Origin of the sequence: Micromonospora sp. WMMD734 (assembly GCF_049178975.1) — a bacterium.
Taxonomy (GTDB): Bacteria; Actinomycetota; Actinomycetes; order Mycobacteriales; family Micromonosporaceae; genus Micromonospora; species Micromonospora wenchangensis.
Genome location: NZ_JBMHMK010000001.1, coordinates 1,792,749 through 1,804,878, shown reverse-complemented (window position 1 = coordinate 1,804,878; position 12,130 = coordinate 1,792,749). Strand labels below are relative to the sequence as shown.

The 12,130-nt window shown below is 73.5% G+C and carries 11 protein-coding genes; 4 read left to right on the top strand and 7 right to left on the bottom strand.

The genetic code is table 11. The annotated features are described in order from the left end of the window. Positions 1 to 68: 68 nt before the first annotated feature. The 5 genes from ACN267_RS07440 to ACN267_RS07420 all read right to left on the bottom strand — a co-directional run bounded on the left by ACN267_RS07440 (position 69) and on the right by ACN267_RS07420 (position 5,504). On the bottom strand, positions 69 to 1,460 hold the full coding sequence (locus tag ACN267_RS07440) for a class I adenylate-forming enzyme family protein (protein WP_421490395.1): 1,392 nt from the start codon (positions 1,458 to 1,460) through the stop codon (positions 69 to 71). Between the two features lie 388 nt (positions 1,461 to 1,848). After that, positions 1,849 to 3,138 (bottom strand): beta-ketoacyl synthase N-terminal-like domain-containing protein, encoded by a 1,290-nt coding sequence (locus ACN267_RS07435; protein WP_281897130.1) that lies wholly within the window; start codon positions 3,136 to 3,138, stop codon positions 1,849 to 1,851. Beyond that, positions 3,135 to 4,403 carry a beta-ketoacyl-[acyl-carrier-protein] synthase family protein gene (locus ACN267_RS07430; protein WP_204960607.1) on the bottom strand — a complete coding sequence of 423 codons (1,269 nt, stop codon included), beginning with the start codon at positions 4,401 to 4,403 and terminating at the stop codon, positions 3,135 to 3,137. Before ACN267_RS07430 ends, ACN267_RS07435 begins: the two co-directional genes overlap by 4 nt. After that, positions 4,400 to 4,804, bottom strand: coding sequence for a cupin domain-containing protein (locus tag ACN267_RS07425; protein ID WP_088647536.1), 405 nt, complete (start codon positions 4,802 to 4,804; stop codon positions 4,400 to 4,402). The genes ACN267_RS07430 and ACN267_RS07425 overlap by 4 nt, the downstream gene beginning before the upstream one ends. Continuing rightward, positions 4,797 to 5,504: an SRPBCC family protein gene (locus tag ACN267_RS07420; protein WP_204960606.1), complete on the bottom strand. Its 708-nt coding sequence runs from the start codon at positions 5,502 to 5,504 to the stop codon at positions 4,797 to 4,799. Before ACN267_RS07420 ends, ACN267_RS07425 begins: the two co-directional genes overlap by 8 nt. Positions 5,505 to 5,703: 199 nt before the next feature. Between ACN267_RS07420 and ACN267_RS07415 the strand changes: the two genes are divergently transcribed. From ACN267_RS07415 to ACN267_RS07400, 4 genes are all read left to right on the top strand, one after another. After that, positions 5,704 to 6,732: an AfsR/SARP family transcriptional regulator gene (locus tag ACN267_RS07415; protein ID WP_239485962.1), complete on the top strand. Its 1,029-nt coding sequence runs from the start codon at positions 5,704 to 5,706 to the stop codon at positions 6,730 to 6,732. After that, complete coding sequence (locus ACN267_RS07410; protein WP_281897121.1) at positions 6,729 to 7,076, top strand: TcmI family type II polyketide cyclase; 348 nt, start codon at positions 6,729 to 6,731, stop codon at positions 7,074 to 7,076. The genes ACN267_RS07415 and ACN267_RS07410 overlap by 4 nt, the downstream gene beginning before the upstream one ends. Before the next feature lie 192 nt (positions 7,077 to 7,268). Further along, on the top strand, positions 7,269 to 8,684 hold the full coding sequence (locus tag ACN267_RS07405) for a hypothetical protein (protein ID WP_421488260.1): 1,416 nt from the start codon (positions 7,269 to 7,271) through the stop codon (positions 8,682 to 8,684). Between the two features lie 197 nt (positions 8,685 to 8,881). Further along, on the top strand, positions 8,882 to 9,088 hold the full coding sequence (locus ACN267_RS07400; RefSeq protein ID WP_204960603.1) for a hypothetical protein: 207 nt from the start codon (positions 8,882 to 8,884) through the stop codon (positions 9,086 to 9,088). Between the two features lie 360 nt (positions 9,089 to 9,448). Here ACN267_RS07400 and ACN267_RS07395 read toward each other — a convergent pair whose 3' ends face one another. Beyond that, the gene (locus tag ACN267_RS07395; protein WP_421488259.1) at positions 9,449 to 11,557 is read right to left on the bottom strand and encodes an amino acid transporter; all 2,109 of its coding nucleotides are present in this window, start codon (positions 11,555 to 11,557) and stop codon (positions 9,449 to 9,451) included. Positions 11,558 to 11,674: 117 nt separating this feature from the next. Beyond that, a complete protein-coding gene (locus ACN267_RS07390; RefSeq protein WP_421488258.1) occupies positions 11,675 to 12,085 on the bottom strand; it encodes a hypothetical protein in 411 nt (136 codons plus the stop codon). Positions 12,086 to 12,130: the final 45 nt, after the last annotated feature.

Here is a 12,130-nt window from a genome sequence, read left to right as displayed (position 1 = left end):
GGGCGCGGTGGGGACGCCCCGGCGACGGTCCACGGGGGCCGTCCGGGGGGCGGGGTGCAGCGGACCGGTCACGGCACCGCCGTCCGCAGCACGTCCAGTGAGCGGACCAGTTTGCCGGTGGTGGTACGCGGCAGCTGCGCCACCAGGTGCAGGGTACGGGGCCGCTTGTAGCCGGCCAGCCGCTCCGCGAGGAGCTTGTCCAGCTCCTCCTCGGACAGTGGGCCGTCGGGCTGCACGTACGCGGTGATCCCGTCGTCGTAGGCGACCACCGCGGCGGCCACCCCGGGCAGGCCGGTGAGGGTGGCCTCGACCTCGGTGAGGTCGACCTTGAGACCCCCCACGGAGACCTGCGAGTCGAGCCGGCCCCGCACGGTGACCAGGCCGGTGTCCGGGTCGACGGTGCCGGCGTCGCGGGTGCGCAGCCAGCCGTCGGCCCAGCGGCTCGGGTCGCTGAGCCCGACGTACGGCGAGGCGGGGCAGCTGATCAGCAGCTCACCGTCGGACTCGCGGACCTCGATGCCGGGGGCGGGAGCGATGGCGGGCCGGTGGCTGCCGTGCAGGTCGGTGCCGATGACGCCGACCTCGGTCATCCCGTACATGTTGCCCAGGGGCACGCCGTGCCGGTCGGTGAACGCCTGCACGACGGCCGGCGGGACCAGTTCCCCACCGGTGGTCATCCGCCTGAACTGGGGCAGCGGCCCGTCCGGGCGGGTGAAGGCGAGCAGACCGATGTGGAACGGCACGCCGAGCACGGTGGCCGGGGTGTCCTGGGCGGCGATCGCGGCCAGCACGGCGTCGCCGCTGAGCCGTTGCGGCGGGACCAGCTCGACGTGGGCGTGCAGGCCGTAGAGCAGGCCACCGACCAGGCCGAGCACGTGCACCATGGACGGTAGCAGGATGATCCGTTCGCCGGGCAGCGCGACCCCGTCGATGCGGGTGTAGCGGTGCACCTCGGCGACCAGGTCGGCGGCGGTGCGTCCGATCACCTTGGACGGTCCGGTCGAGCCGGAGCTGAGCTGGATCACGGCGTGTCCGCTGACCGCCTGACGGTCGGCGTATCCGGTGACGCTCTCGGTGACGTCGAGGAAGACCTTCAGCGCGCCAGGACCGGTACGGGCCGGCGCGACGACCACCTGCGGGGTGAGCCGGCGCAGCGCCTGGTCGACCTCGTGGTCGGTGAGCCGGTGGTCGAGCAGCACTGCCTGGCCGCCGCTGCGCCAGGTCGCCAACAGGTTGACCACATAGGACACCGACGGTGGCAGGCGCAGTGCGACGGCCCCGCCGGGGCGCAGTCCCGCGTCGCGCAGCCGGTCCTGTGCCGCGACGACCAGGCGGTGCAGGGTGCCCCGGTCCACCGGCTCGGGCAGCCGGAGACAAATGTCGGTCGGCGGGCCGGCGAACAATACGTCGTCCACCCAACCGGGGTCTAGCGCCGCAGGATCTTCCGTCGGGCGATACATGGTCACCGCCGGCCACCGTCCAGCATAGAATGGGGCGAAAGCGCCCAAAGATGATGCCTCTTGTCGTGCTCACGGCACCCTACGACAGCCCGGAAGAGCATTACTAGGTGCGAATGGCTAGATCATAAAAGGCGGCCGGCCGGATTGCCGCCGCTCGATCGGCCGGGCAGGATCGGGCGCGTACGCCGGCCCGCGACACCACCGGCGGCCTCGCCGTGCCCGACGCTCCGGCCGGCATCCCGCCGACCCGACGGCACCCCCTGGTCAGCACCGGTCACCGTGGACCGTCGACGACCCGGCGCAGTGTCCACGCCGGACCCGGACAGGGGTGTGCCCGGCAGGCGGACTTCCGCCGGCCGGGCACACCCTCAGGCGCCACGCACAGTGATCAGTCGGTCGCGCTCCTCGGCGTCGGCGCGACGCCCCGGAGCACCAGGGCGCTGTTGAAGCCGTCGAAGCCGCGCGCGCAGACCAGCGCCACCCGACGCTCGGGCCGGCGCGGGGCACGCAGGAAACCCAACTCGCAGCCCGGAGCCGGATCGACCGGACCGGCCGAGGCGGGCAGCATGTCGTGGTGGAAGGCGAGCAGCGCGGTCGCCACGTCCAGGGCCGACCCACCCTGGTGGGCCCGGCCGGTCAACGACTTGTGCGTGCTCACCGGCGGCGGCCGGTCAGCGAAGACCGTCCGCAGCGCCGTCGCCTCGCTGCGGTCGTAGCGGGGCACCCCGAGCGCGTCGGGCACGACCAGGTCCACCTCGTCGGGCGGGCAGCCGGCCCGGTCCAGCGCCAGCCGCATCGCCCGCGCGTACGCCGTCGGATCGCCTGCGGTGTCCGGGCCGGTGTGCACCGCGTCGTGGGTGGCCGCCCAACCCGTCACCTCCCCGTAGATCCGGGCGCCCCGGGCCAGCGCGTGCCCCCGCTCCTCCACCACGAAGACCGCACCCCCCTCGGCGGGCACGTACCCGCCGGCCGCCCGGTCGAACGGCAGGTACGCCGCCGCCGGCTCGTCGACGGCACTGAGCAGCCCGGAACGCAGCTGGCAGGCCAGCGCGTACGGGCTCAGCGGGCACTCGGTCGCCCCGGCGACCACCACCGACGTGCCCCGCCGGATGGTGCGCACCGCGTGCGCCAGGCTGTCCAGCCCACCGGCCGCCTCGGCGACCAGCACCCCCGACGGCCCCTTGAACTGGTGGTGGATGGACAACTGCCCGACGCTGGCCGCATAGAACCAGGCGATCGACTGGTACGCCCCGACGGTGCGGCTCGGCCCGCCCCAGAGCCGTTGCAGCTCCCGCTGGCCGAACAGGTTCCCCCCCGACGAACTGGCCAGGGTGACCGCCCAGGCGTACGGGTCCGGGGCGCGGGCGGGCAACCCGGCGTCGGCGAGCGCCAACGCCGTCGCGGCGAAGCCGAGCTGGGTCCACCTGTCGGTCTGCACGAGCTGCCGGGTGTCGACGTACGCGGCCGGCTGGAAGCCGGGCACCTCGCCACCGACCCGGGTGGGATAGCCGGTCGGGTCGAACAGGGTGATCGGCCCGGTCCGTCGGACCCCCGAGGTCACCGTCCGCCAGTGCGCGTCGACGCCGATGCCGCTGGGCGCGACCACCCCGATCCCGGTCACCACCGCCCGCGCCCGCTCCCCGGGGGCCGGGGTGACGGCGGGGGCGGGGAGCGTCACCGCGCCACCGCCAGCCGGCGGAACAGCATCGCGGACTGGAAACCCCCGAACCCGCTGCCCACCGACAGGGCCACGTCGACCGGGGTCTCCCGGGCCACGTTCGGCACGTAGTCCAGGTCGCACTCCGGGTCCCGGGTGGTCCAGTTGGCCGTCGGCGGCACCACCCCGTACTCGATGGCCAGGGCGCAGGCGGCCATCTCGATGGCGCCGATCGCGCCCAGCGAGTGCCCGACCATCGACTTGATCGAACTCACCGGCACCTGGTACGCCGTAGGGCCCAGCGCCCGCTTGAACGCCGCCGTCTCGTGCCTGTCGTTCTGCCGGGTGCCGGAGCCGTGCGCGCTGACGTAGGAGACCGCCGACGGGTCCAGCCGGGCCTCCCGTAGCGCCGCCGCGATGGCCAGCCCCATCTCCACCCCGTCGGGCCGCAACCCGGTCATGTGGAAACCGTTGCTGCGGCCGGCGTAACCGGCCACCTCGCAGTAGACGTGCGCGCCACGCCGCCGGGCGTGCTCCCACTCCTCCAGCACCAGCACCGCGGCCCCCTCGGCGAGCACGAAACCCTGCCGGTGGGCGTCGAACGGGCGGCTGGCGTGCCCCGGGTCGTCGTTGTCCGGGCTGGTCGCCCGGATCGCGTCGAACGAGGCCACGGTGACCGGGGAGATCGGCGAGTCCGCCGCGCCGGCCAGCACGATGTCCGCCTCCCCGTCGACGACGAGCTGGTGGGCGTACCCGATGGCGTCGATGCCCGAGGTGCAGCCGGTGGAGACCACCTGCGCCGGGCCGTGCAGCCCGTGCCGGCAGGCCACGTCGGCGGCGAGGCTGCTCGGCACCAACGCCTGGTAGAGGTACGGCCCACCGAGGGCGTGGTCGACCAGCCAGTGCCGGCCGGCGTCGCTGACCCGGACGTACTCCTGCTCCAGCGCGGTGGTGCCGCCGACGGCGGTGCCCAGCACCACCCCGGCGACGTCCCGCTCGGCGTCGGTCAACTCCAGGCCGCTGTCGGCCAGCGCCTCCGCCGCGCAGGCCAGGGCGAACTGCACGTACCGGTCGGAGCGTTGCCGCTGCGCCGGGGTCAACCCGGCGGCGTCCGGGTCGAAGTCGCACTCGGCGGCGATCTGCGACCGGTACGGCGACGGGTCGAAGAAGCTGATCCGCCTGGTGGCCGTCCGCCCCTCGGTGAGGGTCTTCCAGAACCGGTCCCGGGTCACCCCGCCCGGGGCGACCACCCCGACCCCGGTCACCACGGCACGCCGCCCGGTCACGACGGACCCCGCTGCTCCACCAGTTCGGTGTCGACGTGGCCGAGTTCCGGGCGGGGGGCGAGCGGGCCGAGGTGGAACACCACCTCGGCGGGGGCGTCACCGGTGTTGCGCAACCGGTGCCGCACGTTACGCGGCACGAACAGCGCCTCCCCGGCGGCCAGCGGCACCGGCTCGTCGTCCAGGTCCACGGTGATCGCGCCGCGCACGAGATAGAGGAACTCCTCGCTGTACGGGTGGTAGTGCTCGGCCACCCGGTCACCGGGGGCCACCGTCACCACCCCCATGAACCCCGAGGTGCTGCCGACGGTACGCGGGCCGAGCAGCACCCGCAGCTCCCCGCCGCGTCGCCGGTCGGCCGGCACGTCCCGGGCAGCGACCAGACCGGTGGTGACCTCACTCATCGCCGCCTCCCGCGTACACCCGCTCGATCCGTTCCTTGATCACGGCCAGTTGCACCCGGCTGTTGGTGTTGATCCGCTCGGTCATCGCCACGTCGTCCACCGGCGCGGTCGGCTTCATCGCGAAGTCCTGCACCCAGGTCATCCGGGTGCCCGCCGGTTCCGTGTCGTAGTACCAGTGGATGCGCATGTACTCGAACGGTCCGGTCTCCACCCGCCGGGCCCGCACCTGCCAGGTCGCCGGGTCGGCGGTACGTTCGCTGACCCAGCTCCACGCGATGCCGTTCTCGTCGGGGTGCATGGTCAGCCGGAACCGGACCGTGTCCCCCTCCCGGTGCAGGATCTCCACCACCGCGTACTCGGTGAACAGGTCCGTCCACCGGGCCACGTCGTTGGTGATCTCCCAGACCAGCGCCAACGGGGCGGCGATGAGGATGCTGTTCTCGGTGTGCCCGGCCGGTCCGGCGTCGGCCACCAGGTCGGCGACGCCGGCGATGCTCAGCTGCCCGGCCTGTTCGGGGATGCGTACCCGCCAGCGGTCGGCGACCACGGCGGACAGTTCCAGCAACGCCAGCGAGTCCATGCCCAGCTCCTCCAGGCTGGCGGCGGGCGCGCGGGCAGCGGCGTCGGCGTCGAGACCGCAGCGGGTCACCAGGATCTCGGTGATCTCGCTGGTCAGCGGTCGGCCGTGGGTGACGGTCATCTCGGGTCCTCCTCCACCGGGCGACTCACCCCGGTAGCCGCCACCCTGCGGCCGGACCCGTCACCCCGGCGTCACCCAGCAGCCCCCGACACCTCCGCACGATGGTGACGGTGCGTTGACGCATGCTGTGTACCGGCTATGCGCGAGCTGTCCATTGTGATGGAGGTTCGCAGATCAGGGGCAATGCGACCCAGTCACCATGCCTACACTTTCGTTGACCGAGAGTAATCATATTGGTAGTGTTCGTGCCGGCCGGCCCGGCCCGGCCGCGCAGGGAACCGGCCACGGCGTCGCGGGGGACCCCGTCGGGACACCGGACGATCTGGACCCAGGTTTCCGTGCAGGGGGTGCGCCCGTGACCGGTCATGCCAGCACGCCGACCAACGGCGCTCCGGTACGCCTGCACCTGCTCGGCGGTTTCCGGCTGCTGCACGGCGACACCCCCGTGGTGGTCCCCCGGGGGCTGCAACGGGTGATCGCCCTGATCGGGCTGCGCCCCGGCGCCACCCGCAGCAACCTCGCCGGGCTGCTCTGGCCCGAGGTGCCCGAGGAACGGGCATTGTCGTCCCTGCGCACCGCCCTGTGGCGGCTACGCCAGGACCCCTGCTGCCCGCTGCTGGTCAGCGGGGACACCGTCCGCCTCGATCCGGCCGTCCGGCTCGACGTGGACGACCTGGTCGCCACCGCCGCCCGGGTCCGCGACGGGGGTGACCCGCGCGCCGCCGCCGACGCGCTCGCCGCCGGCAGCCGCGACCTGCTCCCCGGCTGGTACGACGACTGGGTCCTGCTGGACCGGGAACGGCTGCGCCAGCTCCGGCTGCACATGCTGGAACAGCTCGCCGTCGACCACCTCGACGCCGGACGGCACGGCGAGGCGTTACAGGCCGCCCTGGAGGCGATGGCCGCCGAACCGCTCCGCGAGACCCCGCATCGCCTGGTGGTGCGCATCCACCTCGCCGAGGGCAACGCGTTCGAGGCGGTGCACGCCTTCTACGTCTACCGGGACCTGCTCATGCGGGAACTGCGCCTGGAACCGTCCCCCGCGATGTGCGCCCTGGTCGACGAGACCCTCGCCCCGATCCGGCAGGCCACCCGCCGCACCCCGGCCGCCCGCCGTCACGATCCGGCCGGACGGCGTGACGACGAGGTGACAGCCCCACCGCCAGGGTGGACCCACCGTGAGCCCTGGACCGATCGGGGCGCGCCACCGGCGAGAGGGGTCCGATGAGCCGTCTGGTGATCGTCAGCAGGATCATTCCCGGCGCGGAGGGGCGGGTCGCCCAGATCTTCGCCGAAGCCGACGCGACCGAACTACCCGAACTCACCGGGCTGCGCCACCGCTCCCTGTACCGCCTGCACGACCTGTGCGTACACCTGATGGAAACCACCGAGGTGGACGTCGACACCCTGGTCACCGCCCGCCGGCACCCGCTGTACCAGCGGACCAACGAACGGTTGTCGGCCCACACGTCGGCGTACCTGCCGACCTGGCGGTCGCCCCGGGACGCGCCTGCCGGCTGCTTCTACAGCTGGGACGTCTCCGACGCGCCCAGCCCGGAGCCGCTGCGCTGAACCGCCGCCGGGGCGCGGAGCCCTCCCGACGTCGACGCCCTGTCGTGACGTCGATACCGCCCGACACCGGGCATTCCACCTGCGCAACGAGGTGTGGTCCTCCCTGTCGTCCGACATTCGCGTATGCAAAGCTGCGGCGGGTTTTCGCGTTTTCCTCGCGATCTCAACGACATACGCGATAGGGAGGTAGCCGTGCCGTCAACTGTCGGGCAGTGGCTCGTCGTGATCTTGGCTCTGCTGGTGGGCCTGGCCGGAGGCTGGGCGCTGTGGGGGCGGCAGAAGCCGACCACCGCCACGCCCATCGTGGAGGGTGACCCGGTGGTGGGGCTCTCCCCGGAGGAGAAGGCCGCCGCCACGATCGACGCCCCGCACCCGGCCGCCACCCTCGACACCTCCCCGGCACCCGCCGCCGTCGTGGACGAGCCCACCCCGCGCGTCGCGCCGGACGCCGACCACCCCGTCCCGACCACCACCGGGTCTGCCGCCGCTGCCGGCACGGCCGTCCCCGCCGAGTCCTCCGCTGCCGCTGACTCCGCCGCCTCCACCGCCGACGTCGAGGACGCCGCCGTCAACGGCACCTCCAGCACGGTCGCCGCCGACCGGACCGCCCCCCTGCCGGACCTCGCGGACGAACCCACCACCATCGACCTGACCGGCCGCACCACCCGCGACGACGCGCCCGGAAGCGGCGTCACCGATGAGACCACCGCGCCGGTTCCCGCGCCCCGGACCACCGTCGAGGACACCCCGGACAGCGCGGCGGCCGACCTGCCGGCACCAGCCCCGGTGGCCCCGGAGCCGGACGCCACGGCCCCGGTCACCACGGCCCCGGTCACCGCCTCGGACGTCACCCCGACTGACACTTCGGCCCCGACCGACACTTCGGGCCCGGATGACACCTCGGGTCCGGATGACACCTCGGCCCCGGCTGACGCTTCGGGCCCGGCTGACGAGCCGGCCTCGGCCGGTGAGCCGACCCCGGCAGTCGCGTCGACGCCGGTTGATGAACTGACGCCGGTTGACGAGCCGACCCCGGCCGATGAGCCGACGCCGGTCGACGGGCCGACCCCGGCCGGCGTCGCGGAGCCGGCCGGCGTTGCGGAGATCGAGCCGACTGGCGGCGTTGCGGAAGCCGAGCCGGCCGGTGCGTCCGAGCGCACCTCACCGCGAGTGCCCGACGTGGACGACGTCCCGGTCGCCGCCGAGCCGGTGATCCCGACGCAACGCACCCCCGACGCCGACAGCGCCCCGGTTCCGGAGCAAGCCCCGGTTCCGGACGGTGCCCCCGCCTCGGACGGTGCCCCGGTTTCACCGGGTGCCTCCGTCCCCGACGTCGCGGCGGCGCAGGACGAGCCGGTGGACGACTTCCGGCGTATCCAGGGGATCGGCCCGAAGCTGGCCGCAGCGCTCCAGGCTGCCGGCATCCGCAGCTACCGGCAGCTCGCCGCGCTGGACGAGACGAGCCTGCGGGAGACGATCCGTGCCGCCGGGCTGCGCGCCACCGCGAGCCTGGCCACCTGGCCGCAGCAGGCACAGGTGCTGGCCGGTGCGGGTGCCGAGGCCGAGCGGGTGCTGCCGACGCCGACCGGCACCGACAGCCAGGACTGACCGCCGAACCGACGGCGAGGGCTGGTGGACACGTGCGAGGCGTGTCCACCAGCCCTCGCCGTCGTCCGGTACGCGGTGACCACCGTCGGTGAATTGTGCACCATAGCGCTGACCGTTCCGGAATACCGTTTACCCGGTCCCGGCCATGGGGTACATGGGCGTCACCTCGAACATCACACAAGCCGGGAGGCACCCCCATGCGCGGTACGTCGATCCTCGGAGTCATCGTCGTCATCTGGCTGGTCATCGGCGCTATCGCCGCTGGTCAGCGGGGCTATTACGGGAACGACGACACCAACTGTGCCGAGGCCGGCACGATCCTGGTGACGATCGTGGCCGGGCCGCTCAACTACATCGGCGCCAACCCGAAGATCGACTGCAAGCTCCCCGAGCCGTCGAAGTAAGCCGCAGCTCCCCGGCCCGCGCCCACCCCTCGGGGCGCGGGCCGCGTCATGTCCGCTCCAGATCACCCCCTCCCGCGCCAGCCACGCCCGCCACCCCACACCCCCTAAGCATCCTAGGAACCCATCCCACAAGCTCCCTCCACTCCTCCACCCTCTCCCCCTCCATCGACAACCGTCATGCAGTGATCAAGAGGTTGTGGACCGGTGATCAAGAGGTTTCGGTCAGAAAAGCGTGCTCCGGTGACGCAAACCTCTTGATCACCGAGCAAAGCCGGGGACGGGCGGGGCACAGCGGCGGGGCAGGGGCGGGGCAGGGGCGGGGCGGGGCGGGGGGCGAGGGAGCACGGGCCGGGGTGTGGGTCAGGCGCCTACGTGGATGCCGGGGCGGCGGGAGGGGTCGGGTTCGCTCTTGCGGATGATCTCGCGGACCACGGGCGGGGTGTCGCCCCGACCGAGGATCAGGTAGCGCAGCAGGTGGGCGATGGGGTTGCCCTCGGACCACTCGAAGTGGGCGTGCGGGCGGACCCCCGTGCCGTCGCGCAGCGCCAGCAGGATGGCGGCGATCGCGTTCGGCACCGCCGGGCTGCTGGCCCGCAACACCCGGAAGCCGCCCACCTCGACCCCGTGCACCCACAGCACCTGGCTGAACTCCGACGGGTCCACCACGTCGATCTCGAGGAAGAGCACGTCGGAGGCGCCCGGCACCGGGTTCATCCCCCGCTGTGCCCGCTCCTTGACCCGGTACTCCTTGAGCGCGCCGCTGTCGCGTTTGTGGGCGATCAGGTGCAGCCGGCCGTCGTGGGCCAGCGACTCGGCGACGAACCGTCGGGCCGGCTCGTCGAACTCGATCCGTTCGGTGCGCAGCTCGGTGGTCCGGGTGATCCGGGAGATCAGCGACACCACCACGATGCCGGCGATGAACATGCCGGAGATGGCGAGCCCGTCGGGTTTCTCGATGACGTTCTCGGTCAGCGCGTAGAGCAGCACGGCGGTGAGCAGCGCGAAGCCGGCGGCGGCGAACCGGTGCCGGGCCCGGACGGTCGCGATGGTCACCGCCACCGCGCCGGAGACCATCATCGCCAGGATGCCGGTGGCGTACGCGCCGGCCTGGGCGTTGACGTCGGCCCGGAAGGCGACGGTGATGACGATGCTGATCAGGGTGTAGACCAGCACCACCGGCCGGACCGCCCGCCCCCACTCCGGCGCCATCCCGTACGACGGTAGGTAGCGCGGCACGATGTTGATCAGGCCGGCCATCGCCGACGCCCCGGCGAACCAGAGGATCAGCACGCTGCTGATGTCGTAGAGCGTGCCGAACCCCTCGCCGAGCCGGGCGTGGGCCAGCCAGGCCAGCGCCCGGCCGTTCGCCGCGCCGCCCGGCTGGAACTCCCGGGGCGGGATCAGGACGGTGGTGACGAACGTGGTGGTCAGCAGGTACACCGACATGATCAGCGCGGCGGCGGTGAGCAGCCGGCGGGTGTTGCGGATCCGCGCGGCCAGCCGCTGCCCACGGTCCTCGCCCGCCCCGCGTACCAGGGGCATCATGCTCACCCCCGTCTCGAAGCCGGACAGGCCGAGGACCAGCAGCGGGAAGGCCAGCACCGCCGGGCCGACCAGGTCACCCACGCCGGAACCCCCGGCGGTCAGGGCGGCCGTCCAGTTCCGCACGGTGCCCGGGTCGGCGGCGATCCCGGCCAGGCCGTCGGCCACGATCACCGCGTTGAGACCGAGGAAGACCACCACCAGGGGTACGGCCACCAGCACCGCCTCGCTGAACCCGAGCAGGAACACCCCGCCGAGGACGAGCAGCAGCGCCACCGTCACCAGCACGGCCACCCCCTCGCCGTGCGGTGCCGACGACGGCAGGTACGGGTTCTCCAGCAGGTGCACCGTGGCGTCGGCGGCGGAGAGGGTGATCGTGATGATCCATGAGGTGGCGACGAACCCGAGCAGCACCAGGACGAAGATCTTGCCCCGCCAGAACGGCAGCAGCCGTTCCAGCATCGCCACCGAGCCCTGCCCGTGCGGGCTCTCCCGGGCGACCCGCCGGTACATCGGCAGCATCCCGAGCAGGGTCAGCGCCACGATCAGCAGGGTGGCCAGCGGGGAGAGCGCCCCGGCGGCCAGCGCCGCGATGCCCGGCAGGTAGGACAGGGTCGAGAAGTAGTCGACCCCGGTCAGGCACATCACCTGCCACCAGGGATGCCGACGCTGGCTGCCCTCCTCGGTCTCCGGGCCGACCGGCTGCACCCGGTACGCGAACAGCCACCGGCGCAGCGCGCCACCGGGCCGGGCCGGCCGGGCGTGACTGTTCACGCACTCCGGCAGGCCCACCGGCCCGGGTCGGGTGCGCTCACCCTGGCCGGCGTCCCGGGCCTCGCGCAGCGCCCGTCCGTGCCCCCGTGGCGGCGCGTTCCCCCGTCGTTCCCGGGGCCGCCGTCCCCGCGTCCCGTCCCGCCCGTCCGCCATCCGCCGACCGCCCTCGTGTCCCCTGTCCCCGACGGTAGGCGCTGGAGGCGGTCCGGCCGGCCGGAACAGGGGAAGCCGGGGTCGGGCGGACCGGCCGGAACAGGGGAAGGCGGGCAGTCAGGCGGGACCGGGCCGGTCGACCGGGATGCCGTGCAGGGCCGCCAGCAGGGCGTCCGGGTCGGTCACCGTCACGGTGGCCGCCGGATGGCGCAGCCACCGGCCGGGGGCCAGCGCCGGCACCGGCGTACCGAACCGCAGGCACACCCCGGCCGTGGTGCCGGTGCCGAAGGTGACCCCCCGGTCGGCCAGGGACAGGTGCGGCCCGACGGCCCGCCACCAGCGGTACGGCCCGCCGCGCCGGGCGTCGACCACGTTCGCCCGGCCGGTCCGCAGCCGCCAGCGGCCGAACCGGATCACCAGTTCCGCATCGTCGAGCAGCACGTCGCAGGTCTGCGGCCGGATGCCGAGCAGCGCCAACGGCACCCGGAACGGCGGATCGAACCGGAACGCGAACCGGTGTGCGGGCATGACCGACGGGTACCCCGGGCGGGACGTCCGACACCCCGCCGGCCC